The sequence below is a fragment of the Balneolaceae bacterium genome (genome assembly GCA_034521495.1).
Lineage (GTDB): Bacteria > Bacteroidota > Rhodothermia > Balneolales > Balneolaceae > Rhodohalobacter.
In genome coordinates, this window is the sequence record JAXHMK010000009.1 from 701,738 (window position 1) to 727,026 (window position 25,289).

The 25,289-nt window shown below is 43.2% G+C and carries 25 protein-coding genes, 1 pseudogene and 1 riboswitch; of the genes and pseudogenes, 7 read left to right on the forward strand and 19 right to left on the reverse strand.

Translation table 11 applies throughout. The features are described from left to right. The 10 genes from murC to mraZ form a co-directional block, all read right to left on the reverse strand. Complete coding sequence (murC, locus tag U5K72_08120) at positions 1-1,416, reverse strand: UDP-N-acetylmuramate--L-alanine ligase (protein ID MDZ7718765.1); 1,416 nt, start codon at positions 1,414-1,416, stop codon at positions 1-3. Next, positions 1,416-2,576: an undecaprenyldiphospho-muramoylpentapeptide beta-N-acetylglucosaminyltransferase gene (gene murG, locus U5K72_08125; GenBank protein ID MDZ7718766.1), complete on the reverse strand. Its 1,161-nt coding sequence runs from the start codon at positions 2,574-2,576 to the stop codon at positions 1,416-1,418. Before murG ends, murC begins: the two co-directional genes overlap by 1 nt. After that, positions 2,573-3,766 carry a putative peptidoglycan glycosyltransferase FtsW gene (locus U5K72_08130; protein MDZ7718767.1) on the reverse strand — a complete coding sequence of 398 codons (1,194 nt, stop codon included), beginning with the start codon at positions 3,764-3,766 and terminating at the stop codon, positions 2,573-2,575. The genes murG and U5K72_08130 overlap by 4 nt, the downstream gene beginning before the upstream one ends. 114 nt (positions 3,767-3,880) lie before the next feature. After that, the gene (gene murD / locus U5K72_08135; protein MDZ7718768.1) at positions 3,881-5,239 is read right to left on the reverse strand and encodes a UDP-N-acetylmuramoyl-L-alanine--D-glutamate ligase; all 1,359 of its coding nucleotides are present in this window, start codon (positions 5,237-5,239) and stop codon (positions 3,881-3,883) included. Beyond that, on the reverse strand, positions 5,239-6,375 hold the full coding sequence (gene mraY / locus U5K72_08140) for a phospho-N-acetylmuramoyl-pentapeptide-transferase (GenBank protein ID MDZ7718769.1): 1,137 nt from the start codon (positions 6,373-6,375) through the stop codon (positions 5,239-5,241). The genes murD and mraY overlap by 1 nt, the downstream gene beginning before the upstream one ends. Further along, entirely contained in the window at positions 6,375-7,862 is a 1,488-nt protein-coding gene (locus U5K72_08145) for a UDP-N-acetylmuramoyl-L-alanyl-D-glutamate--2,6-diaminopimelate ligase (protein MDZ7718770.1), read from the reverse strand. The genes mraY and U5K72_08145 overlap by 1 nt, the downstream gene beginning before the upstream one ends. A gap of 3 nt (positions 7,863-7,865) precedes the next feature. Beyond that, the gene (locus U5K72_08150; GenBank protein ID MDZ7718771.1) at positions 7,866-10,010 is read right to left on the reverse strand and encodes a penicillin-binding transpeptidase domain-containing protein; all 2,145 of its coding nucleotides are present in this window, start codon (positions 10,008-10,010) and stop codon (positions 7,866-7,868) included. Next, positions 10,007-10,453, reverse strand: coding sequence for a hypothetical protein (locus U5K72_08155; GenBank protein MDZ7718772.1), 447 nt, complete (start codon positions 10,451-10,453; stop codon positions 10,007-10,009). The genes U5K72_08150 and U5K72_08155 overlap by 4 nt, the downstream gene beginning before the upstream one ends. Beyond that, a complete protein-coding gene (gene rsmH, locus U5K72_08160) occupies positions 10,453-11,373 on the reverse strand; it encodes a 16S rRNA (cytosine(1402)-N(4))-methyltransferase RsmH (protein ID MDZ7718773.1) in 921 nt (306 codons plus the stop codon). Before rsmH ends, U5K72_08155 begins: the two co-directional genes overlap by 1 nt. A 1-nt stretch (position 11,374) precedes the next feature. Beyond that, complete coding sequence (mraZ, locus tag U5K72_08165) at positions 11,375-11,839, reverse strand: division/cell wall cluster transcriptional repressor MraZ (protein MDZ7718774.1); 465 nt, start codon at positions 11,837-11,839, stop codon at positions 11,375-11,377. 528 nt (positions 11,840-12,367) lie between these two features. Between mraZ and U5K72_08170 the strand changes: the two genes are divergently transcribed. The 3 genes from U5K72_08170 (at position 12,368) to U5K72_08180 (ending at position 13,827) form a co-directional block, all read left to right on the forward strand. Next, a complete protein-coding gene (locus tag U5K72_08170; GenBank protein MDZ7718775.1) occupies positions 12,368-12,664 on the forward strand; it encodes a hypothetical protein in 297 nt (98 codons plus the stop codon). After that, on the forward strand, positions 12,648-12,956 hold the full coding sequence (locus tag U5K72_08175) for a hypothetical protein (GenBank protein ID MDZ7718776.1): 309 nt from the start codon (positions 12,648-12,650) through the stop codon (positions 12,954-12,956). Before U5K72_08170 ends, U5K72_08175 begins: the two co-directional genes overlap by 17 nt. A 445-nt stretch (positions 12,957-13,401) precedes the next feature. Next, a complete protein-coding gene (locus U5K72_08180) occupies positions 13,402-13,827 on the forward strand; it encodes a hypothetical protein (protein MDZ7718777.1) in 426 nt (141 codons plus the stop codon). 979 nt (positions 13,828-14,806) lie between these two features. Here the strand turns inward: U5K72_08180 and U5K72_08185 are convergent. Continuing rightward, entirely contained in the window at positions 14,807-15,058 is a 252-nt protein-coding gene (locus tag U5K72_08185; protein MDZ7718778.1) for a hypothetical protein, read from the reverse strand. A gap of 340 nt (positions 15,059-15,398) precedes the next feature. On the opposite strand from U5K72_08185, the gene U5K72_08190 reads away from it, so the two are divergent. Next, positions 15,399-15,980: a porin family protein gene (locus U5K72_08190; GenBank protein ID MDZ7718779.1), complete on the forward strand. Its 582-nt coding sequence runs from the start codon at positions 15,399-15,401 to the stop codon at positions 15,978-15,980. Between the two features lie 63 nt (positions 15,981-16,043). Here U5K72_08190 and U5K72_08195 read toward each other — a convergent pair. The 6 genes and pseudogenes from U5K72_08195 to U5K72_08220 all read right to left on the reverse strand — a co-directional run bounded on the left by U5K72_08195 (position 16,044) and on the right by U5K72_08220 (position 20,212). Further along, positions 16,044-17,123: pseudogene (locus U5K72_08195) on the reverse strand (hypothetical protein). A gap of 5 nt (positions 17,124-17,128) precedes the next feature. Beyond that, positions 17,129-17,473, reverse strand: coding sequence for a hypothetical protein (locus U5K72_08200; protein ID MDZ7718780.1), 345 nt, complete (start codon positions 17,471-17,473; stop codon positions 17,129-17,131). Beyond that, positions 17,424-18,098 (reverse strand): alpha/beta fold hydrolase, encoded by a 675-nt coding sequence (locus U5K72_08205; GenBank protein MDZ7718781.1) that lies wholly within the window; start codon positions 18,096-18,098, stop codon positions 17,424-17,426. Before U5K72_08205 ends, U5K72_08200 begins: the two co-directional genes overlap by 50 nt. 133 nt (positions 18,099-18,231) lie before the next feature. Continuing rightward, positions 18,232-18,774, reverse strand: a complete 543-nt coding sequence (locus U5K72_08210) for an OsmC family protein (GenBank protein ID MDZ7718782.1) — start codon at positions 18,772-18,774, stop codon at positions 18,232-18,234. Between the two features lie 120 nt (positions 18,775-18,894). After that, entirely contained in the window at positions 18,895-19,455 is a 561-nt protein-coding gene (locus U5K72_08215) for a PLP-dependent transferase (GenBank protein MDZ7718783.1), read from the reverse strand. Beyond that, positions 19,430-20,212 carry an aminotransferase class I/II-fold pyridoxal phosphate-dependent enzyme gene (locus tag U5K72_08220; protein MDZ7718784.1) on the reverse strand — a complete coding sequence of 261 codons (783 nt, stop codon included), beginning with the start codon at positions 20,210-20,212 and terminating at the stop codon, positions 19,430-19,432. Before U5K72_08220 ends, U5K72_08215 begins: the two co-directional genes overlap by 26 nt. 266 nt (positions 20,213-20,478) lie before the next feature. Next, positions 20,479-20,606, reverse strand: a riboswitch (SAM riboswitch). Positions 20,607-21,116: 510 nt separating this feature from the next. On the opposite strand from U5K72_08220, the gene U5K72_08225 reads away from it, so the two are divergent. Next, positions 21,117-21,248 carry a hypothetical protein gene (locus tag U5K72_08225; GenBank protein MDZ7718785.1) on the forward strand — a complete coding sequence of 44 codons (132 nt, stop codon included), beginning with the start codon at positions 21,117-21,119 and terminating at the stop codon, positions 21,246-21,248. 103 nt (positions 21,249-21,351) lie between these two features. Then, positions 21,352-22,416, forward strand: coding sequence for a methyltransferase domain-containing protein (locus U5K72_08230; protein MDZ7718786.1), 1,065 nt, complete (start codon positions 21,352-21,354; stop codon positions 22,414-22,416). A 326-nt stretch (positions 22,417-22,742) separates the two neighbouring features. On the opposite strand, the gene era is transcribed toward U5K72_08230, so the two are convergent. Both era and U5K72_08240 read right to left on the reverse strand, forming a co-directional pair. Beyond that, entirely contained in the window at positions 22,743-23,624 is an 882-nt protein-coding gene (gene era / locus U5K72_08235) for a GTPase Era (GenBank protein MDZ7718787.1), read from the reverse strand. A gap of 246 nt (positions 23,625-23,870) precedes the next feature. Further along, on the reverse strand, positions 23,871-24,590 hold the full coding sequence (locus tag U5K72_08240; GenBank protein ID MDZ7718788.1) for a pyridoxine 5'-phosphate synthase: 720 nt from the start codon (positions 24,588-24,590) through the stop codon (positions 23,871-23,873). Positions 24,591-24,711: 121 nt separating this feature from the next. On the opposite strand from U5K72_08240, the gene U5K72_08245 reads away from it, so the two are divergent. Next, positions 24,712-25,254 carry an NlpC/P60 family protein gene (locus U5K72_08245; GenBank protein ID MDZ7718789.1) on the forward strand — a complete coding sequence of 181 codons (543 nt, stop codon included), beginning with the start codon at positions 24,712-24,714 and terminating at the stop codon, positions 25,252-25,254. The last annotated feature ends 35 nt before the right edge of the window (positions 25,255-25,289 follow it).

A 25,289-nucleotide genomic window follows, 5' to 3' on the forward strand; every position in this document is an offset into this window, starting at 1 on the left:
TTAATTACCTCCCTCGGTCACAAGTTCAAGAAACTCTTCGCCATATTTATACACATCGCCCGCACCCATGGTGATGACGATATCACCTTTGTTTAAAATCTCTTTTAGCGTTTCAGGCAGATCTGATTTCTCTTCGACATAGTGGACATTTTTGTGGCCGAAATTTTTGGCCGTATCAGAAATTAATTGACCGGTCACGCCTTCAATCGGTTTTTCCCGCGATGGATATACATCTGTTACCACCAAGACCTCCGCATCAAAAAAGGAGAGGCCAAATTCTTTGTACAGTTCCTGTGTTCGCGAGTAGAGATGAGGTTGAAATACTGCAACAAGTCTTCGGTCTTTCCAACCCTTTTTAGCGGCTTGTATACTTGCCTGTACTTCGGTTGGATGATGAGCGTAATCATCAATCACAATCAGTTCGTCGGTATTATATTTTACCTGGAATCGTCGGAAAACACCCTGGAATCGTTCCAAACCTGATTTGATCTTCTCAAATGAAATTCCGAGTTCAAGCCCTACTGCAATAGCAGCTAACGCATTTTTCACATTATGATCACCGGGAACACCTAACTGAATTTCTCCAAGTTCTTCTCCCGAAAAGATTACTGTAAAAGTGCTATTCATTGTTTGATGTGATACATCCACTGCCCGAACCTGTGCCTGTGGGTTGTAGCCGTAACTTATAATTCGCTTCTTAATATTTGGCAGAACACTTCGCACCTCAGGGTCATCAAGACAAACGACAACAGCACCGTAAAAAGGCACTTTGTTTGCAAATTCAGTAAAAGCCTGCTTTACATCATCCAGGTCTTCGTAGATATCCATATGCTCCTCTTCAATGTTGGTGATAACCACCAGGGAAGGGGAGAGGCGTAAAAATGTCCGGTCGTACTCATCGGCTTCAACGATAATGATATCACCTTTGCCAACTACGGCATTTGTCTTCGCAAAACTGTGAACCCGGCCGCCGACGATAATGGTTGGATCGAACTGTCCATCCTGCACAACATGACCGGTCAGAGTTGTAGTTGTTGTCTTACCATGTGTACCGGCCACACCAATTCCATATTTGGTGCGCATCAATTCAGCCAACATCTCAGAGCGTTTAATAACCGGAATTTTTTGATTGATGGCCTCGCGCGTTTCTACATTTTCATCCGCTTTTACGGCACTGGTGTAAACCACAACATCCGCATCTTCAATATTAGATGCTTTATGCTCGTAATAAACAGTTGCCCCCAGTTCTTCCAGCCGGTCTGTTGTCTCTGACTTATTTTGATCGGATCCACTTACCTCATATCCGCGAAGAATCAGAATCTCGGCCATTCCACTCATGCCAATCCCACCGATGCCCACCATGTGGATGTGGCGGGTTCGTCCAAAAACGGGTTGTGTTTGAATGGAGTTACTCATCAATGTTGCTTCTCTAAGAATGAAAAAATTTCGTTTTTGATATCCTCGGCTGCATTTGGTTTTGCCAGTGATTTCATTGCCGATGACATCTTCTCGAGTTCTTCCTCATCTCGAATCAGTTCTGTAACTGTTTCATAAAAAGACTGCTTTAACTTCGACTCCTCTATTAGTTTTGCGGCACCAACATCAACCAGAGATTTAGCATTTTTGGTTTGATGGTCGCCTGCCACATTAGGAGAGGGAACCAGGATTGCCGGCTGACCAATCGCCTCAAGTTCACTGCATGTTCCGGCACCGGCGCGTGTTACAACCAGGTCGACCGCAGCATAAGCCGCCGACATATCATCGATGTATGGAAATAATCGAAGGTTTGGATACTTCTCGGGATCTACTTTTTCTACAAGTCCGTCATAATATTTAGGACCACACTGCCAAATAATTTGCAGATTGGCTGAATTATGAAGTAAAGGAGTTTCAAGCAACATGATATCATTCAGGGCTTTTGCCCCGCCACTTCCGCCAAGAATCAGAAGGACCGGGTAATCATCTGAAAAATTGAAAGATTCTAAAGCCTCATCTTTGTCAGAAACTTTTACCTGGCCTCGAACCGGATTCCCGGTCAGTTTAATTTTGTCTTCAGGAAGATGTTTTTTTGCATCGTCAAAAGCGGTAAAAATGGTTTCGGCGTGTTTTGCCAGCATTCGGTTCGTTACTCCGGGAAAACTGTTTTGCTCCTGCAGGAAAAGAGGTATACCCATCTTCACGGCAACCCATCCCACCGGACCGGAAGCAAATCCGCCGCAGGCAATTACGATATCGGGGTTGAATGATTTCAAAATGGAAAAACTCTGAATGATACTTGTGATAAGTTTGATCGGGAAGAGAAGATTCTGAATTGTCAATCTCCTGTGAATTCCGCTGATCCAAATACTTTTAATTTCATATCCATATTTCGGAACGGTTTCCCACTCCATCCGGTCCCGGGTTCCCACAAACAGAAAATCCGCGTCTGGCTTTGATTTCTTGATCGCATCTGCAATGGCAATCGCCGGATATACATGACCACCCGTACCACCGGCTGCCATGAGCACACGAAGTGGACCCACGGCAGCGGTGAGGGTGTCTGTAGATGATATGTTCTTTGCAACGGTTCCGATCATCCGTTATAGAATCTTGTTTTGATGTTTGAAATATGTCTCGAAATATTCAGCAGCATACCTGCCATCACTCCGGCAAAAACCATACTTGAACCTCCATAGCTCACAAACGGCATTGGCAGTCCGGTTACCGGAAGGAGACCTGTTGCCACTCCTGCATTTACAAATGCATAGATGGAGATTAAAAGGGTACAACCCAAAGCCATAAGTGTACCGAGCAGGTCGGGCGCTTGCCGGGCAATGACGGCAATTCCCCGATACAGAATGAGCAGGTAAGCTAAAATCACACTGAAAGATCCAACAAGCCCGTACTCTTCTGCGATGATGGCAAAAATAAAGTCGTTATAGGGAGCAGGCAGAAAGTCGCGCTGTGTACTCTTGCCGATTCCAACACCGAAAAATTGTCCCTGGGCAATAGCTATATGTGCTTGTTGAGCCTGGTATCCCTCGGCAGATTCAAAATTTTTATCATTAATTTCAGTGATTTGAGCAACATATTGATCGATCCGGCTTTTTCGCTCAGGTGATACGTAAATCATGACAGAGCCACCAATCAAACCAATCAGTACCAAGGCTGTTAATTGCGGAATGCTTATTCTGCCAACAAACATCATCAGAATGCAAATGCCCAGTAATAGTGCCGCACTGCTAAAGTCCTCAGTTGCAACCAGTAAAAAGGTTACAAACACCCAAAATAAGATCGGCAGAAATGCGCGGTTAAAATCTTTGATGTATTCCTGTTTTTCGTACAAGAGAACGGCTACATGGAGAATGAGTGCAATGGCCGCAAATGATGTCGGCTGAAATGAAATGCTGCCGATCGTGAGCGAACGTTGAGCACCCCAGGTTACATCACCATAAATATGCATGACGATAAGAAGTCCCCAGCTGACAAGTAATGCCACACGGCTAAATCTTGCCAGCACACGGTAGTTTATTTTCGAGATAAAGATCATCACAAAAAAGGCTATTACCAGCTTGATCGCATGGCCAGACACCAGCTTCACCGCAGTTGTTTCATGAGACTGAGCAAAGAAAGCGATGGAGGAATACACTGCCAGGCAGCCAAAAATCATCAACCCGATGATCGTAACCAGCAATACCTGGTCGCTGCTCCGGTCCGGCGCATCCAGCTCATCTTTGGTCGTACCAAAAATGGATCCAACTTTGCTATTTGGTGTGGTGTAGTACAAATTCAGTTATCAGTTATGGTTACTGGTTACTGGTTACTGCGTTACGTGGTGTAAGGTTACGTTGTTCAAGACATGCAAGACTCAGGACAGCGCAAGCATCTACTTGTACTTTGACTACAGATCCAAAACAGCCTGCTTAAACTCATTTCCGCGATGTTCAAAATTGTCAAACATATCGAAGGAGGAACATGCCGGGCTCAGAAGTACAACTTCGCCTCGTTTGGCTTTATCTCTGGCCAGTTTTACAGCCTGTTTTAATGTTTCGGTTTCCCGGTAATTGGGTGCAACCTCGCCAAGCTTTTCTTTAATAACAGGCCTTGCTTCGCCGATAGCCACAATCGTATGTACCTTTTCCCGTATTTGATGTTCAAGTACGGACCAGTCATTCCCCTTATCGCGACCGCCGAGAATCAAAACAACGGGAACATTATAGGTTTGGAGGGCAAACCAAACAGCGTTTACATTTGTAGCTTTGCTGTCGTTGACGTATCGAACGCCTTTCAGAGTTCGAACTGTCTCAAGACGGTGCTCCACACCTTCAAAAGTTCGGAGGCTTTCACGAATAAATCTGTTTTTGATCTCCGAGGCGCGGGCAGCCAAAGCTGTAGCCATGCCGTTCTGTAGATTGTGTTTTCCGCTTAAACCGATTTCGCCAATTTGCATGAGTTGTTCCTCTTTATTGTTGATTTTTAAAATCAGTTCGCCATCCCTCACAAAAGCACCATTTGAAATTTCACGATCACTGGAAAATGCCAGTAAACGGGGTGCCCGTTCCTTTTTTGATAACTCCTCTGCATGATCCGAGAGGATGGGATCGTCGCCGTTGTAGATGAACCAGTTCGAATCATCCTGATTTTCAGTGATTCGTAACTTGGATTGTGCATACAGATTAAAATCGTTTTGATATCGGTCCAGGTGATCCGCCGTAATGTTCAAAATGATGCTTACATCCGGTTTGAAACGGTCGATATGATCGAGCTGAAAACTGCTGACTTCCAGCAGAGCTGTAACATCTTTTGCGGTTTCGTCAATGCGATCAGAAAACGCCGTGCCGATATTTCCGGCCAGCAGATGCTTCTTATTAGCCACTTTCCATGTATGAGCCAGCCAATTTGCAACAGTTGTCTTGCCGTTACTTCCAGTCACTGCTACAATAGGGGACCGATTGAACCAACTTGCGACTTCAATTTCTGAGAAAACCTTTTTACCCGCATTCAGATAGTTCTGAGCGATTTTTGATGATGTTGGTACACCCGGGCTCAAAACAAGAAAATCTCCATTCATCGCTTTTTCCGAATGTTGATTTTGTTCGAAATCAATCGATTCAGCATGCAGTTGATCTGCAAATTTCTGATGGATAGACCCGAAGTCTGTCACAAATGGAATGGCACCATTGCTATTCAAAAGTTTGGCTACAGCCACACCACTTCTGGCGGCACCTGCAATTACGATATGTTTGTTCTCTACATTCATTATCGCAGTTTCAGGGTTAAGAGGCTTATAATTCCAAGCAGAATGGCAATGATCCAAAAGCGAATAACGATTTTTGATTCCGGCCATCCCAGTTTTTCAAAATGGTGGTGGATTGGAGTCATCAAATAGACTCTGCGGCCTTCGCCATATTTCCACTTTGTGTATTTGAAATAACTGGTTTGAATAATCACAGAAACTGTTTCGGCTACAAAAACTCCACAGATAATAGGTAGCAGTAATTCTTTATGAATCATGATTGCCATTGCACCCAAAGCCCCGCCCAGTGCAAGTGAACCCGTATCACCCATAAAAACAGAAGCGGGATAGGTGTTATACCATAAAAAACCAAGACAAGCCCCCACCAGCGAAGCCGCAAATATGGTTAGTTCACCGGAGCCGGGCAGGTACATAATGTTCAAAAATTCAGAAAAGTCGGTCCGGCCGGAGACATACGCAAAAATCCCCAAAATTACTCCGGCAATGGCAGAGGTACCGGAAAGCAAACCGTCAAGTCCATCCGTAAGATTTGCCGCGTTGCTCACACCTGTGATGATAAAAATCACAACCGGGATATATATCAGCCATCCAATCTGCTCGCCGAGAAAGGCATAATCAATGTTCACATCTTTAAGAAAAGGTACGGTGGTAAGCGTGTTGTAATCACTGAATGCAGGCCAGAAATAGAGCGTAGCTCCAAGAATAATTCCCACAAATACCTGACCAAACACTTTTACCCAGCCATGAAGCCCGGATTTGTTTTGCCGGACTACTTTAATGTAATCATCCAAAAAACCGACCAAACCAAGAACGACTGTTACAAATACTATCATCCAGGTGTAGATGCTGTACATGTTCATCCAGAGTATCGCCGGAATTACTGTAGCTAAAATGATAATCACACCACCCATGGTAGGTGTATTTACTTTGTTCAGATGTGTATGGAGTCCTATGTCCTCACGTATCACTTCCTTGAGCTGCATTTTTATAAGCCATTGAATGATCTTACGCCCAATAATCAGGCTGATAATTAACGCCGTTGCAGCTGCAAAAGCCGTGCGTGTTGTGATAAAATCAAATGCATCAAACCCGGGAGGTGCATACATATCATTTAACCATGCAAGCAGTTCGTATAACATCAGACAGCCCCCTCTTTTTTCGCTTGATCATTCCATTTATTCAGAGCTTGCTGTACTACTTCGTGATCATCAAAATGAATTCGATCACCATTAATTTCCTGGTAGGTTTCGTGTCCTTTTCCTGCAATTAAAACTATAGAACCAGCTTTGGATGAAACTACAGCCTCCTGAATCGCTTCCCGGCGATCTGTAATTCTTGTGATATCTGAAGGTTTTCTGAATCCTTCCATGATATCGTCAATAATAGAATTGGGATCTTCAGATCGAGGATTATCAGAGGTCACAATCACGCGATTTGCAAAAGAGTCGGCAATCTTAGCCATTTTCGGCCGCTTTGATCTGTCGCGATCTCCCCCGCAACCAAAGACACAAACCAGTTTTTGATGCCGGGTTTTCAACTCTCTGAGTGTGGACAGTACATTTTCAAGCGCATTTGGTGTATGCGCATAATCCACAAATACAATGGGTTCATTCCGGATGGAGGAATCTTTGTTCACTCTTTCCATGCGACCCGGTGCACCGTGGCACTCTTTCAAAATTTCAGCGGCAGCTCTGCCGTCAATTCCCAGGGCCGTGCATGTTAATAGTGCCTCCACCACATTATAAGCGTTAAATCGGCCGACCAGTGGAGTTTCGATGTTCGTTTCGTCAATCGAGAGAGTCATACCGGTGGCATCTGATTTTAAAATCTTAGCCTGAAGTAAACCCTTGTCCTCAAAACTGAAACTCAGCACTTTGGCGGGAGTGGAGTTTGTCATCCATTCCCCTCGTTCATCATCGGCATTTGTAATTGCCCAGCTTTTACTGTCCAGCGAGTTAAAAAGTCTCTTTTTAGCTGAGGCGTACTCGTTCATTGTTTCATGATAATCCAGGTGATCATGACTCAGATTGGTAAATACTGCTACTTTAAAGGAGATTCCTTTTGTTCTTCTCTGATCCAATGCATGCGATGAGACTTCCATTACGAGATATTCGCTTCCAGCGTCCACCATTTCTCGCATAGCTTCCGCCAATTCAATAGGGTCGGCCGTGGTTAACCGGCTGGGCGATGTTTGTTGCAATACTCTTTTTTCAATTGTACCGAGAAGTGAAGCTTTGTAATTCAGTTTTGTTAAAATCTGCCAAATTAATGTGGCAACAGTTGTTTTTCCATTTGTGCCCGTTACACCGATAACTGTCAGTTTATCAGCGGGATCTCCTTCCATTCTTTGAGCGAGCTTGCCCAATAGTCTTCGTGTTTTTTTAACCCGGAAGACAGCTACATTTTCATCCAGCTCCAACTCTTTTTGTGATATGATGACCGCTGCTCCGCGCTCAATTGCCTCACCTATAAAATTGTGGCCGTCTGATTTGGTGCCTTTTATAGCGATAAAAATATCACCGGGTTCAATCTCCCTGGAATCCTGCCGTAGTTTCCCTATGGTTTCCGGTTCAGGACCGGAAACGGAAATCGGCTCACAAAATGCTATGAGTTCCTGGAAGTTCATGGTTTAATTAGACACTATTGATTGTGATTGATTCATGGATTTCGCTTTTCCGCGAACTGTTACGGATTTACCTTTCTCCATTAAATCTCCGGCCCTGGGAAACTGTGTGTAAATAGTTCCGGACCCGATTGTTTCAATTTCAAAGCCCCGGCTGAGTAACAGATAAGTGGCTTGTCTCATATTGAGATTCGTGAGATCAGGTATTTGAGCATAACCCTCCGGAATAGAATCCGCTGTTTGATCAGTTAACTTGATTTCCAACGGTTTGTTCGGATCAATTTCTTCGCCGGGTGCCGGGTTCTGTTCCGCTACAAACCTTCCATCTCCGGATTTCTGAAAAGGAATGCCGTTTTCTTTCAACAGGGTTGAGGCTTTCTCGTACAATAATCCTGTTAATTTGGGTGCTACAGTTGGTGCATTCTCTGTAATAACCTGCCGGGGTGCAGATTTTTGAATGGCGTTATCCATGCCAGAAACCCGGGTTGCAATTTCTTTGAAAATAGATCCCGCGGTAAATCCGCCGTAAATACTCGTTTTTGGCTCATCTAACAGTACCAGGATCACATGTTTTGGATCTTCAACCGGGAAAAAACCAACAAAGGAAGCCCGGTATTTTGTTTGATACCGGCCATCTTTAAATTTTTGAGCTGTTCCTGTTTTACCGGCAATTCGTAATCCGTCAACTGTTGCCCATCCGGCAGTCCCCGAATCAGAAACAACGTCTTCCAGGATGGGAATCAATTTTTCTATCGTCTTCTTTTTGGCGACTCGGCGAACGCTTTTGGGTTTTCGTTGCTGGAAAATATCTCCAAACTCATCCCGAATTGATTCAACTACATATGGTTTCATCATCAAGCCGTTGTTTGCAATTGCAGCATAGGCCTGCACCAACTGAATGGGAGTTACCTGTACTTCGTACCCAATAGACATCCAGGGAAGTGTTACTAAACTCCATTCATAAGGGCGCTGAAGTCGTCCCTCGGTTTCCCCGGGGAGATCGATCTGTGTGGGAGTGCCAAACCCAAGGTTTCGCGCATACTGATAAAATGATTCCGGTTCCATTCTCATCGCAATTTCGGATGTGGCAATGTTAGATGATTTTGAGATCACCTCAGGGAAGCTCAAAGTGCCAAGCGGATCATGATCGCGCATTGTCTGCCCATGAATCATTTTGTAGCCCTTATCAGGCGTTTCAAATTTTTCGTCAAAATCAACTAAACCCTGTTCGATGGCCGCAATTGCGGTAGTAATTTTAAAGGTAGAACCCGGTTCAATCTGATCGGATACAGCATAATTTCTTCGGTTTTCATTTTGAATTGTAGCCGGAGAGTTCGGGTTGAAATAGGGAAAATTAGCCATCGCTTCAATTGCCCCGGTTTTGGGATTCATAATAATTACAGTACCCTTTTCGGCCATATGACGCTCAATACCGGCCTCTAACTCCTCTTCGGCAATGGCCTGAATCTGCGAGTTGATGGTGGTATGAAGGGAGTAGCCCTGTTCCGGTTGCTTTCGGGGAGCGCCCACATAGGCAAAGATATTGTTGAATGGATCTTTGCGAACCTGTTGAAGTCCATCTGTTCCTTTCAACAGATCGTTGTATTCAGATTCCAGCCCGGCCATGCCCTTTAACTCATGATTTACAAAACCCAATACATGCGAAGCAAGGGATCCAAAATTATAATTTCGCCGATACTCTTCTTCTAAAATCAACCCGCGAATATCCAGCAGGTTCAGGTCTTCATAGGTTTGAACGGGAACGCTTCTCTCTAAAACCACGTACTGCGAGCGTGCCGAAGAGTTTAGAATTTTTCTCTTGTAATAGTTGGTGCTTCGGGTTGTGTGGTTGCTGAGTGTTTCGGCAATTCGTTGAATATTTTGAGAGGTCCGGCCTACAGTTTGAGGATCAACCGCCACCTTATAAATAACTTGATTGGTTGCCAGCACAGATCCGGTAACATCATATATATTACCCCGTTGAGCCGGAATGGACAGGTAATCGATCGCTTGTGAATTCCAGAGTTCACGCAGTCCGTCTCCTTCTGCAACATTTACACGAAGCAGTTGAAGTAAAATGCTCGTCGGCAGCAATAGCAGAAATCCGAAGAGCAGAAACATCCGGCCCATAATTGAACTGCGATCATTCATTCTTTATCTGTACGAATATATATGATTTGGTCTGCCGGCCCGGCATTCACAAATCCAAGCTCACGCGCTTTTTGGTAGATTACTTTGGGACCGGTCAAACGTTCGTATGCAAGTCTTTTGTCCTGATATATTCGTAACGCCTTGTTGTACTCAGCTTCAAGCTGGTTGACCTCGGTCAACGTCTGCTGAGTATTGAAGACATGGCTGATGTAAAGAATCCCGCAGATTCCAATCACGAAAACTGCGAGAACAATCTTCCAGGGGGTAAAAGCCGGAAGGTTTGATATTTTATTTTTTGGGTCTGTTTTAATACGTCTGCCAAAGGTGGGGGCAGAGCCGTCTGTATTAAATCCTTTTTTAAAGAAGTTCTTCTTCTTGTTTTTTGCCGGTTGTCCGCCGGAAATTCCTTTTCGCTTATTTTTTGAAGGAGTTAATACGTTCATCAATCCTCCTTCACTTTTTCGGCTACACGAAGTTTCGCACTTCTTGAAGCCGGGTTTTTTTCAATCTCTTCATCAGAGGGAGTAATAATCTGTTTTGTAATGACATTGATCGGCTTTACGGGATTTCCAAAGAAATCTTTTTCAATCTTACCTTCAAAATTGCCGCTTCTAAAAAAGTTCTTCACAATTCTGTCTTCCAGCGAGTGGTAGGAGATCGCCACAATTCGTCCGCCGGATTTCAGGATCTCGAGAGACTCTTCAAGTCCTTGTTTCAAAACATCCAGTTCACGATTTACCTCAATCCGAATAGCCTGGAAAACCCTGGCCACCGTCTTGATGGTATGCCTTCCATAAATCACATTTTCGATAGATTCACGAAGTTCACCGGTTGTTTCGATGGGTCGTTTATCAATAATTTCTTTTGCAATCTGCCGGCTGAGGCGCTCTTCACCATAGTGATAGATGATATCCCGCAATTTTTTATAGTCGTACGTATTTACTACATCGTGGGCAGAAACGCCGCTAAGGTCACTCATTCGCATATCGAGCGGACCATCTTCCTGGAAACTAAACCCGCGTTCGGCTTCTTTGATCTGATGTGTGGAAACTCCTAAATCAAACAGAATGCCGGAAATTTTACCGTGATATTTGGGAGGGATTAAAGTAGTAAGATGCCCGAAATTACCGGAAATGGTTTCCAGTCGCGGGTCATCTCCCAATCGTTGTTTGGTCGCTTCCAGCGCTTCGGGGTCTTGGTCGAGCCCTATAAGTTTAGCATCATCAGAAAGTGTTTCGAGAATTTTTTCACTGTGTCCACCTCCCCCGATGGTAGCATCTATATATATACCACTCTCATCCGTCACCAGGAACTCCACGGTGGGTTGCAGCAAAACGGGTGTATGGGGATGATATGTTGTCATATTAGTCTCCACTTTCTTCTTCGTCCCCCATTACTTCTTCAAAAAGGTCGGCATATGCTTCGTCATCAAGCATTGAGTCAATTTCATCGAGCTTCTCGGGCGACCATAATTCAATTCGTTCACCACTCCCGATAAAAATGGCTGTTCCGTCTATCTGAGACCACTCCTTCAAATGTTGCGGGAGAGAGATGCGGTGTTGCTTGTCGAGGGTAACATCTTCGGCGTATCTCAGAATGTTTCTTTTCACTGTGCGGCCTTTACGGCTAAAGCTGTTGATTTTGTCGAGCTTGTCTTCAACCTCTTTCCATTCGTTTTGTGGGTATAAGTAAAGGCAGGGATCAACACCGCGGAGAAGTGTGTACCGGTCTTCAGCTTCGGGACTCACAGTTTTGCGTAGCTTGGCCGGGAAAGCAACACGGCCTTTGTTATCTACACTGTGTTCATATTGCCCTTTGAAGCTTGGCACGGGTTTTCTCTATTTTTTGATTGCTAAAACTTCTGGGAAGTAAGTATTTGATTTGATGCTAACTCAACCCACTATCCCCCACTTCTCCCCACAATGTACCCTATTGCCCCCTAATATGTCAAGAAAAAAGATTTTAATTTTTTAAAAGAGATGGAGACGGTTCAGGTAAAAAACTGCCTTTATTTTATCAGAAGCCACCTTTATGTATATGAAATGCGTTTTTAAATGAAAGTGGAAGAAAGTGGGAGTAAGTTATTAAATAAGTAACTCGGTGGTTTTGAGCATCATTCACAGCCGAATCATCTTTTACGTGTATGAAATTGTCCTCCATTTAGGTTCACTTTTCGTATGGAATAGAATAAAAATAAATACCGGAGCTGTTTTATTTTCCGGAAAGACATATTAAAAGAGGAGAATAATTGAGAGAACTCTGTCTATTTCTTCGCATATACATGGTAATAGCCACTGAGACTGTTCTTCAACAGGCAGTGGAAAATAAACTACTATCAACAAAACAGAGAGGTATTTATGAGAATATTAGTCATAATCACGGGATTTGTAATCAGTTTGTTGGCGTTCACTCCGCAGGAAGCCACAGCCCAGCGAAATTTAATGCAGGATGAAGAACCTATTGAATATTCGGTAGAGGTTAACCGAGGAGCCTATCGATCAATGGTTCAGAGAGTTGGAGACCGTGGAATTTCCGAACGTGAATTTGGTGAATGGGTAGCAAAGAATAGTTCTCTTCGTAAAAGACCAGGAAGAATTAAAATTGTAAACCGGCAGATGATAACCGTTATCAACGAAAATGGACGGGTTGTTTGAGCAATCTGAAAGAAGAGTACCCGGGGATCAGTTTGTACCCGGTGATCAATTTGTGCCCGGTGATCAATTTGTGCCTGGTGATCAATTTGTGCCCAGTGGTTTACGGAGCCAGTTTATTCAATCACAGAGTGAATTGCAGAGACATTGGTACAATTTAGCCGCAGGGCATTTATGGGAATCGGAGCCAAAAGGCGATGAAGGGTACGTTATATTTTTTACTGTTACACCAGATGCTGACAGCTTTGAACAGCCAGTAAAACCAGGTGGTGTTGCATTTGTTGTTTGGATCTGAAAAAGCTACAAGATCTCATTGTATTACAAAATATGACAGGTCAGGATAGTATTCGAAGAAGGTCGTAAAAGCGAACAGTACAAAACTTAGTTATCAATTCATCTTTAAAAAACCGGGATTAAAAAATTCCGGTTTTTCTTTGAATTAGCTGGTGAGGACAATAAAACAGACACCGACTGGCGCAAGTGTTAAGCGAAGCGTCACTTGTGCCCCTTTCCTTTTGTAAAAAACATGGGCAGAAGTGACATCCTTGACTTACGGATGGTAGAATCATTCTTCCTGGAAGACAAACCCTGCATTATTTCAATGTATGCTTTCAAATACCGGATTTAACACTTGTGCCAGGTGGGTCTTAAATTTAAATGAACGACTTTAATGCAATCTTTCGCATGTATATGTAGAGACAAATTGTAAATAGGAATATGAACATTCAACCATTCTAAAAATGAAAAATCTCACTTCAATTTTACTGTTGATCTTTTTTACTACAATATTGTTTTCAGAGGTGCATGCCCAGGAGAGGGTGAAGTCTGAGAAATATGTCATGCAAACGGATCAGCTGATCCGGCAAGTAAAGAATATTCAAACTTATCTTAGCAGAGAAACTAAATTTAAAAAAGCTTTTCCAGATGCAAGTAAAAAAATTGAAGAACATAGTTTCGCAAGAACCAGCTATTTTTTAAAAGCAAAGAAAGCGTTTCAAAATGATGAGATGGAAGTTGCAGTGAAATCACTCCGGTCAGCCCGGGAGATTATTAAGGGTGATGTCGGCCTGCTGAGGGAAGTTAGGGATCGGGAGGTAACATCAGAGATCCTGAGGCTTGAAAGAGAGTTGGGCAGAAGTGTTGACAGTATGCTTCGGGATTTTTGATATATTAATGCATAGCTGTCCAAGACATTTAAAGAATGAGAAGAAATCTGTCTTTTATATCTCTGAAAGAAGGTATTTATAAGATAACAAAACCAAACCCCTTAATTGAGGTTTTCTAACAGCTAATCATATTGATCAGCATTGTATCTGTTTGGCGATCTGTAAATAAAAATCGAACCACTGGTAAAACCGGTGTGTCACCCTCACCCCTTCGCCCCTCTCCCGCGGGAGAGGGGTTGGGGGAGAGGGCGAAACGATGAATGGTCTTGAACCGAGCGTCTTTTCGCACTAAATAAGTACTGCGCATTCGCTGATCAGTGAGAAACGTTTTGGACAGCCTCTCAGTGTGTGCTGACAGGTTTCGACCGACATTGCATCATCGACATGACAATAGGATATATATGAACTTTAATGAACAATAAAACAAATAGAACAAACAAAATATCAAATAGAATGAAACATCTATTAACCCGACGGGTAAATACCTATAATTACTCAGCAGCATATTCGATACTCAGTGCTTTGAATATTTAATGCGTTGGGGCGTTTGGGCTAACATTCTCATATACAAGCGTAGATTTTCGGTTAACGTAGACTGGTCTTTGGAGCAAACTGAGCATCCCCTTGTTTGAGGTCACAGCGCGATGTCCTGGATTTTTTTCCGGGGAGTCCAGGCAAAAAGAACGGGCAATTTGGTCTTAGTGCTCCTGCACCCATTACGGTGACCGGGCGACTGTGATGAACCCGCAGATTATCGGCAATCACATCGTTTCCTGGAGTTGGTTTGGTACCGTGCTGCCGCAGAAATTCGATAAACCACTCTGAATTCATCGTATCTGGATCGGTAGTGAATTGAACTTGCCCTGATTGGTGGTAGAGATCATGTAACCGACAATCGTTGGCCATGCTCTTTCGGACCGGTGTTTGACCTTGGGGCATATGAGCGCCCATGCTGGCAGCTATTTTCGCGCCCGTTTCATCAGGCCCGGTGGATCTCGGCATCCTCCCGCTGAGCTTGCTTTTGATAGCAGGGTAGGTGTTCTGCCAACCGCTGTTTAACTTCGGCCGGGCGTTGCTCATAGGCTGGTTTGGCCGGCTTTTGGGGAGTAAATCCCATTTCTTCAATAATCGCCATCGTGTTAATCGCCAGCGAAACGTCGAACCACTTTACCGACTCCTGAACGGCTTTACGGTCCAGTAAAGCGTCATCCAGCTTAAGCTGATGGGGCATCGTATTCGATCAGCATCTTCTGAATAGCTTTTTCCTGAGAAGCACTTAGTAGTTCGCTTCAGAGGGGGCGCCTGGCTTTCGGTCAACCAGGCAGTTCCCCGGGCAGTGTAACTCCACCAGTTGTGGGCGTATTTGTTGACACCAAGCAGTTGGGCTACGTCGCCTTTTTTGATCCCCTGTTTGGTGGTGCGGAATCCCGCGTGCGTAAAACCGTGGCACTGGCTGGCGTTTAAATCTTGTTTTTTCCATACCCGAAAATATCTACCACTTTCCCCATCATAATTATGAATATTTATCGCCGGGTTAATACGATTACCTTTAACAATCCGTTTTTACTCTTCTGTTTTCGCTATTTGGAATTGCGTGCCAGGACCGCAGTTTTGGAATAAAGGGAGGAGCGGCTGCATATCAAATAACCAATGATGTTGGAAGCTCCTCATCAACATCAGATCGGAAAATTGGATTTGAAGCTGGTATCTTTGGTGAATTTCCTATCAACCGGTTGCTTTCAATACAACCGGAAGCCGTTTTTGTTCAAAAAGGAGGTGAGGAAACCAGCGAGCAATTTGGGAACTCATCCATAACTCTTAATTATGTTGATGTACCTCTTTTACTTAAAATAAATGCACCGGTAGATGGTATGCTTCAACCCTATATTTTTGGCGGACCGTATGCCGGATATCTGATTGAAGCCACTTCAGAGACTGAAAGCGAAAGCATGGAATTGACAGAATTTCTAAATGAATTTCATTACGGTTTAAAGGTAGGCCTCGGCATAAATATTGGATCTTTTTTAATCGATGCACGATACGATATGGGATTAGCCAATATTTATAAAGAAGATGAAGAACTTGAGGGAATTGACAGCAATTTCGAAATTACAACAGCGGGTTTTATACTCAGTGTAGGTCTCAGATTTTAGCAACCATTTCTTGATATCAAGGCGAGAAGAGCCTCTGTTGAGTAAGTTGAACAGGAGGTTTTTTTATGCTATCGAAAGAATATCAGCTAAAATTCCGGCAGCCGTCACTTCCTTTCCTGCACCGGGTCCCTGAATAACCAAGGGCTGATCGTAATATCGTTTCGTCTTTATCTGAACCAGGTTATTGGTATCCGTAAGTTGCCCCAGTGTGGATGATTTTGGTACTTCACTGATTCCCACCTTTATATTTCCATTCCGTAACTTGCCAGTGTATCGAAGTGTATTTCCAGCCTGCTCAGCTTTGGAGACTCGTTCACTCCAGTCTTTATCAAACTTGTAAAGTTCCTCGAGAAATGTCGTGGCATCAACATCTTTTAAGGGATCGGACAACAAGTACATTCAACTTCCAGTTCATCCCGCTCAAGTTTGTAGCCGCAGATTCTTGCCAGATTAAAAATTTTCGGCAACGTCTTCGCCTGAAAGATCATCCCGCGGATCAGGTTCGGCATAACCAAGGCTTCGTGCTTTAATCACAGATTCACTAAAACTGTTTCCTTTGTCCAGTTCAGAAAACAGGTAGGTCATGGTTCCGGAAACAACCCCGCTTATTTCAATGATTTCATCCCCGGTTTGAATCAGGCTTTTAATTGGATTTACGATCGGTAAACCTGCTCCAACATTGGTTTCATATAAAAATTGAACATTTTTCTCTGAAGCAAGAGCGTGCAAAGATTCAAAATCCTCCTGACTTTGAGTGTTAGCCAGTTTGCTGGGTGTAACTACGTGGATATTCTCCTTTAACAATTTTGGATAGATCTTTGTGGTTTCCAGGCTGCCGGTTGCATCAACAAAAATAACAGAGCCTTTAGTGTAAGATGTTAATTTACTGGTGATCGATTTCCAATCCTTTTTGGGGGCTTTTAGCAGTTTTTTTAGTGTGTATTCGGTTTGAGAATGATCGTACCAAAGCATATGCTTTCGGTTACAAACACCGAGTACACGGAGTGATTTATGAGAACCGTTTTTAGAAATTTGTTTCAATAGCGTGCTGCCAACCGCACCAACGCCGGCTATAAAAATTTTCTTCACCTGTTTGGCTTGATCGGGGTTCGCTTGTTTATATGCTTTCAATTGTGATGACATAATTTTTAATAACTCAGGGTCTGTTTCTCTTTTACAAAGGGTTTGATAATCTCATTGATCTGTTCAAATTCAATCAGGAATGCATCATGACCATACGACGATTTAATTTCTTTATATTCTGCGTTTTTCAATAATTCCGCTAACTCTTTTTGTTCATGAACCGGGTAGAGATGATCAGTATTGATACCAATTACTTTTACAGGTTTTTGAATTTGCCCAAGCACCTCTTTAAAAGATCCGCGATTGCGGGATACATCGTGCGAATCCATCGCTTCTGTTAAAATGATGTACGAGTGCGCATCAAACCTGCCGGCCAGTTTTTCGCCCTGGTAATCCAGGTACGACTCCACCTGGAACTGGGAGGTGTTCCCCTGGAAGTTTCCGCCCGAATTTTCTGTCATAATCTGAAGGAGCCCGATAGGTGATCATTGCCATCATTCGTGCGGTTGCAAGGCCTTTTTTGGGACCTTCGCCTCTATTATAATGACCGTTTTTCCAATTGGGATCGGCATAAATAACCCGCCGCTGGGCATGACTAATTCCAATTGCCCAGGGGCTATGCGATTTCCCCATGGCAATAAGTGCGGCAGATTGAATCCGCTCATCCATAATCACGAATTCCAATGCCTGCATACCGCCGAGTGAGCCGCCAAGTACCAGCTCAATGCCGGTAATTCCAAGCTGATCTAAAAACTGCTGTTGAAACCGAACCATATCGCGGACGGTAATTTTCGGGAATGAATTTCTGTACGGATCACCGGTTTTTGGATGAACAGACCAAGGTCCAACCGATCCGTATGGGCTGCCGGGCACATTAATGCAGATGATAAAATTCTTTTCGGGATCGCAAACTTTCCCTTTACCAAAGATTCCGGGAAACCATTCATCAGCTGCTGCGTGGCCGGTCAGGGCGTGGCAGATCAATATCACATTGTTCTTCTCTTTATTCAGAGAACCCCATGTTTTATAGGCCACATCCGGGTTCATCAAACCGAAACCCGGACTCTGTGATAAATGCCTTTTTTAATTTTTCTATGGTTATTCCTTCGTTCATTTCCTTTTCATTCTTAAATATTCCCACCGGCTTAAAACCGGCAGGAACTTACACTCAAAACTTCTTGAAATCTACCTGGCCATCAATTTTTACAGGATTACTTATGATATCATGAACCGGGCATCGATCTACCGAAAGCTTTTCAAGAGCTTTAAGTTTTTCTGTATCTGTTTCATTCGTTTCAATTGTTGTTTTATAGGAGACAGATTTAAAACCGGCACGTTCTTCCGAAAGATTCAGGAAACCATGCAGGTCCAGATCACCGTCCACTTCAACATGTACCGCTTTTATATCGATATCTAATACTGTGGCATAGGCCTTAATTACAATTTCCTGGCAAGCTGCAAATGCACCTAAAACATATTCTACCGGGTTCGGTCCTTCATTTGTCCCGCCAAATTCAGCTGGTTCGTCTGAAATAAATTCAAAGTTCCTGATTTTTATGTTCGACAAAAATCCGTTTTCAAGTGTGGAGTTTGCTTTAAATGTGGCATCTGCCTGTCCGGGATTTTCCTGGATTCCCTGGATTAGATTCAAAAGTGAATCTTTCAGTTTATCGTTGTTAACATTATTAATTACTGTTTCTGCTGTACTCATTACTTTGTATTTTAATATTACTCTAAAGTGTATGCCGGATCCCTAAAAAGGATACAGCATACTGTTAATTAGCAGCAGGACTCCCGCCCGGAGTCCTGCTTTTTTTATTTAAGTTGTTGTTTATACGTTTTTAAACGCTTGTTCAAAGTCTCCGATGATGTCATCGATATGTTCAATACCCACAGAAACCCGAACGAGATCTTGCTTCACACCACTTGCAGCTTGTTCTTCTTCAGAAAGTTGCTGATGAGTTGTAGAAGCAGGGTGGATTACCAGTGTTTTAGCATCACCCACATTTGCAAGGTGGCTTGAGAGCTCGACACCTTCAATAAACGAGCGTGCTGCATCGTAACCGCCTTCTACACCAAATGTAAAGACAGATCCGAATTTACCTTCCTGGAGGTATTTCTTGGCATTTTCGTGAGAAGGATGATCAGGCAGGCCAGTGTAGCTAACCCACGAGACATTTTCATTTTCCTGGAGCCATTTGGCAAGTGTCAGAGCGTTTTCGTTATGACGCTCAATCCGGAGATAAGAGGTTTCCAATCCTTGAAGCAACAGGAAACTGTTGAATGGGGAAGGAGCCGGTCCAACATCCGCAGATCCGTCAACACGGGCACGGATCGCAAAAGCGATGTTTCCGAACGGTCCGTCTTCACCAAAAACTTCCCAGAAGTTCAATCCGTGATAAGATGGAGAAGGTTCCGTAAACAGTGGGTAGTTGCCATTTGCCCCAGTTGAAATTCCCGGCATCAACAATGACTCCGCCGATGCTGGTTCCGTGGCCGCCAATCCATTTGCTAGCAGACTGAACGACAACATTTGCTCCGTGATCGATGGGACGGGCAATAGAACCTGCCGCACCAAATGTATTATCTACAATGAGTGCAATACCATGTTTTTTGGCTACAGCAGAAATACCATCAAAATCAGGTACATTTCCACGAGGGTTCCCAATGGATTCTACATATAGTGCTTTGGTATTATCATCAATTAAATTATCAAATGATTCCGGTGAATCATCTGCTGAAAATTTAACGTCAATACCGAGCCTTGGCAGAGTAACCTTAAATTGGTTATACGTTCCACCATAAAGATTTTGCGTGGATACGATATTGTCTCCTGCCTGGGCAAGATTTGTAACCGCCAGGAATTGTGCAGACTGACCTGAAGCTGTAGCAACGGCTGCAGCTCCTCCTTCCAACGCAGCCATTCGTTGTTCAAAAACGTCGGTTGTTGGATTCATGATGCGGGTATAAATATTGCCAAACTCTTTTAATGCAAAGAGATCAGCAGCATGATCGGCATCATCAAACTCGTAAGACGTGGTTTGATAGATCGGTACTGCCCGTGACCCCGTGGTTGGATCGGGTTCTTGCCCTGCATGTAGTTGCAGTGTTTCGAATTTGTAGTTTTTTTCTTCTCCGTTGTTACTCATGTTATTTGTAGTTATGAATTAATGTTAATTGAAGGTCTGTATTTAGTCCCCCTTTGAAGGGGTAAGATCAGCTGCAAGTATTTGTAGCTGATCGAGGGGGATGACTTTGTCAATCGCGAACATCCCTCTGAGTTTCTCAAGAACAATTGAGAAACTCTGTCTCCCTTCAAAGGGAGATGTTCATCAAACAAAAAAAGCCTCTTCCGAATATCCGTCCCTTTGGGAAAGATGTTCAGAAGAGGCTTTTACTTACTATATGCCTTATCGTCTTATCTTTCCCAAACTCGATGCAAGATCGAATTGGGCAGGATTTAGCACCTGACTTTCGATAGAAACTATCGAAACGGTTGCTAAGGTTTCTCAGGGCCTGTCCCTCCACCTTTCTGGATAAGAATTCAATTTTTTAAAGAACTCATCCGCGGTTTGCGGTTAACAAAAAAGCCCTGCTGGCTACCAGAGGGCTTTTAAATTTCTTTGAAAAATTTGAGGTCCCTCTGCATTATGTGCTACAACAACAAAAACACATTTTGCAGAAGAGTGAAATTATATTTTGGTTCAAATTTTTCATCACCGAATAATACGTTAGAATTGTCTACAGTTGCAAGATTTTTTTCTCACTATTCAAAAAGGCTGCAATCCGAATCTTAAAACGGTTTTTTGTGATGATTTCCAATCGGTTCAGATATTCAACATTTCCACCTGTTTCCTGGTCAATGGATAGATTCTGCGAAAATCAGATACTGGTCGATTTTCGATAGCTGTCTTCAAAAGGTAATGTATCTCCGCTAACAGAGAAATTACATTATTTCAGCAAAACTTACAGAGGGGACTGAATTACATTACGGCAAGCAGAATTCAAATTGTTGATGTTGAAAATGGCGAAGTGTTAAATGACAAAGATTGGATGGATTTTCTAATCTACCAGTTTGATGGTTTAGCAAATCCGATCGATATTACGGAGGGACCGGACGGCCGTTTGTTTATCAACGATTTTTTCCAGGGGCATATCTATTCAATTTCTTATACCGATTCGTAAACAGATCTCTAACGAAATTATAACATTTTTTTCGATCCCATCTGATTTACAGTGATTTTACGTACGTTCTTGTGAAATCCTCAATCTAAATATCGAACAATTTATGACAGCCGTTAACGGAACCATTTCACACAGTGTAAAAGAGTATTATGGTAAAGTGCTGCAAGGTACAAAAGACCTGAAAACCACCGCCTGTTGTACGACGGATTCAGTTCCTTCCCGATACAAAAAAATCTTTGAGTTAATTGAGGATGATATTTTAGACCGGTTTTACGGTTGTGGATCACCAATACCGGATGAATTGGCGGGCAAGACAGTTTTAGATTTGGGATGTGGAAGCGGCCGTGATTCATACCTTGTCTCGAAGCTGGTGGGTGCCGAAGGTCGGGTCATCGGGGTAGATATGACGGATGAACAACTGGATGTGGCAAATCGAAATCTGGATCAACAGATGGAAAATTTTGGATTCAGTGAACCAAATATTGAGTTTAAAAAGGGGTACATAGAAAATCTGAATGAACTTGGTATTGAGGATAATTCCGTAGATGTAGTGATCTCTAACTGTGTGATTAATCTATCTCCTGATAAAAGATCCGTATACAGTGAAATTTTCCGTGTTCTTAAACCGGGCGGCGAGTTGTATTTTTCTGATGTCTTTGCAGATCGGCGGATACCGGAGCACCTCAAAGAAGATCCTGTTCTGTATGGGGAATGTTTATCTGGTGCAATGTACACGGAAGATTTCAGAAGAATGCTTAAAGAGATTGGGTGCCCCGATTATCGAATGCTGACCAGCAGTAGAATTGATATTGAAAATGAAGAGATTGAGCAAAAAGTGGGAATGATTAATTTTTATTCCATTACAATTCGAGCTTTTAAGTTGGATTCATTAGAAGATATATGTGAGGATTACGGACAGGTAGCCACCTATCATGGTACAATTGAGAACCATCCGCACAGTTTTGACCTGGATGATCATCATACGTTTTACACAGGAAAGCCGATGCTTGTTTGTGGAAATACGGCGGCTATGGTAGGAGAGACCCGGTTCAAAGATCACTTTACGGTAACCGGCGACCGGTCGGTACACTATGGTGCGTTCGATTGCGGGGAGACACCGGTTGCATCTGAAACGGGTGATGATACACCGGCTGCTGCTTGCTGTTGATATTTTCGATTGATGAACGTTTAAGGTCAATTCATGAATTGCTCTTGCACCCCATTCTTTGGTACCCCCTGAGTAATGTTACAATCTTTAAAAAAGTATAGTAATTCATGTAGCCACAAAAACACGAAATCACAAAATTATTTGTGCTTTTGTGGCCTCTTTTCAAGTGCTCTATTAGATTTATTTATTGATCCTGGCACTATATGAATTTACTGGTTGCTACACTATCGCGGGTGTGTAATTCGTGCGACGCTGGTCCAGGTTACCTCAAAGAGATCCCTTACGGTGCAAACTTGAATCAGTTAGGGATACCCAAATTGAATGATCTAATACCCCAAGTTCCTCACCCAATTTTCATCTTCTCTCCATTTTTCGCGTACTTTTACGTGGAGATCGAGAAATACTTTTTTGCCAATAAACTCCTGAATAGCTTTTCGAGCCTCGATACCCAGCTTTTTAATAGCTTTGCCGCCTTTCCCAATCAGCATTCCTTTTTGTGATTTTCGATTGACGATGATATTCGCAGAAATTCTGTCAATGTCGATATCTGCATCATATGAGACAATATCCACTGTGCATGAGTATGGAATCTCCTGTTGGAATTGCAGATAGAGTTGTTCGCGAATCAATTCGGAGACAAAAAACCGGACAGGATGTTCACTTAAGTCTTCTTTTGGGTAGAAAGGCGGGCCAGGTTGAAGGTGTGATCGAATATCTTCCAGCAGTTCTGTTATGCCTTCACCGTTCAGTGCAGATACAAAATGTGTGGATGAGATACTCAGTTTATCTTCAATTTCATCGGCTTTCAGTTCGCCGGTTTTATTCTTCACCCGATCCATTTTGTTTACTACCAGGATCGTTGGCTTATTGATCGATTTAAGCAGTTCAATCACTTCATGGGTTGGATATTTGTCAGTGGGGTCAAAAATAAACAGGAGCACATCTGCATCGGCCCGCGCGCGGTTGACGGTATTCATCATTGCCCGCTGCAACTCATATTTTGGAGTAATTACTCCCGGCGTATCCAGGAATATAATTTGAGTATTATCATCCGAATAGATTCCCACCACCTGGTGACGAGTAGTCTGGGCTTTGTGAGTTGTAATGGAGATCTTGCTGCCGAGAATCCGATTCATAAGTGTAGATTTTCCAGCATTCGGTTTCCCGATGATGGCTGCATAACCGGATTTGTGAGGTTGTTCAGTCAAATTTTTTATTTGTTAAAAACTAAGATAGCGCAAGCGTCTCGCTTGTGCTCGAGTTTGATTTAATGAGGGGCACAAGTGAGACACTTGCGCCATTTTTATTTTCTGATTCTTGAGTGAGGATCAGGGGTGTGTTTCGTTGATTCAGGTACTATGCGAAATCCAAGCTTGATAGTCAGGAACCCACCCCGAGTTTGACACGAACGGCTTCGCCATAGTGTCTTCACTCTCCCTTCCCAAGAGGGGAAATCACTTATTCATAATTTTTAAATATTCTTTAACGGTTCGCTCCAGCCCCCAGAAAACTGATTTTGAAATGAGGGCATGCCCAATGGATATATCCTCGAGATGTGAGACATGTTCAATCAAGAGCGGTAAATTCTCGAGGTTTAAACCGTGACCGGCATTTACAGTCATTCCCAAATCGTGAGTTAAATCAGCGGCTTTTGCCAGGCGTGCAAGTTCGGTTTGTTGAATTTCTTTATTTGGAGCATTCGCAAAAGTGCCTGTGTGCAATTCAATGGCATCTGTGCCAAGTTTGTGGGCTAATTCAATATCCTCCGGATTTGGATCCAGAAAGAGGCTGATCTTAATCCCGGTCCCCTCAAATGCGGGGAATACACGGTTTTTAAAGTCATCGTACACAACCTTCATATCCAGTCCGCCCTCAGTTGTGAGTTCTTCGCGCCCTTCGGGCACTAATGTACAGAGGTGTGGTTTTACATCTGTACAGATTTCGATCATCTCATCAGATGCAGCCATTTCAAAATCTAATGTTCCCTGCACCGTTTTATTCAGTTGGTAGACATCTTCATCACGAATATGGCGCCGGTCATGACGAAGATGAAAAACGATGCCGGCAGCACCGGCTTTCTCACAAACAGAAGCGGCTTCAACCGGATCAGGGTATCCTTCACCTCGAGCGTTACGCAATGTGGCAACATGGTCAATATTTACAAGTAACTGCATTGAAAATTTTTACTTTCAGAAATCAAAATTATTGAGAATATTTAAGACATTATCATCCTGAAGATACAATATCCCCGTAAAAATGTTTAACTCGTTCCCATCTCAAAAGACAGTTTTATTTATGCTGTTGGGCGTGCTCTGTTTTTACCTTACGGGCTGCGGTATCCAAAAAAGAACGATCTCTTCTGAATCGCCTGAAGAGGGATCAACCTCACAGAATAAATCTGAAGTTCAGCAAAAAAGTGAAGAATCTCCACCTGCGGCAATGAACATCTCCTCTTCGTATGAGAATATCACCAGTATTCAAAAACAGTTGCAAAATGCGCATCAGCAATGGAAGGGAACTCCCTACAGATATGGAGGAGAAACCAGTAATGGAATCGATTGTTCAGCATTTACTCAGCAAGTTTTTCGTGACTTTTTCGATTTAGATCTTCCAAGACACACCCGTAATCAACTGCAGGAGGGGGCCAGCATTCGAAGGAGATCAATCAAAACCGGTGACCTTATCTTTTTTAAAACCGGACGAAGATCATTGCATGTGGGTATCTCGGTAGGGGATGGAGACTTTCTGCATGCTTCGGTTTCATCGGGAGTGATGATTTCCAATATTGGAGACCGCTATTGGGCAACCCGTTACCTCGGCGCCAGAAGAGTTTTGTAACACGTTTATCAATTGAATGAAAAAATAACCATGCA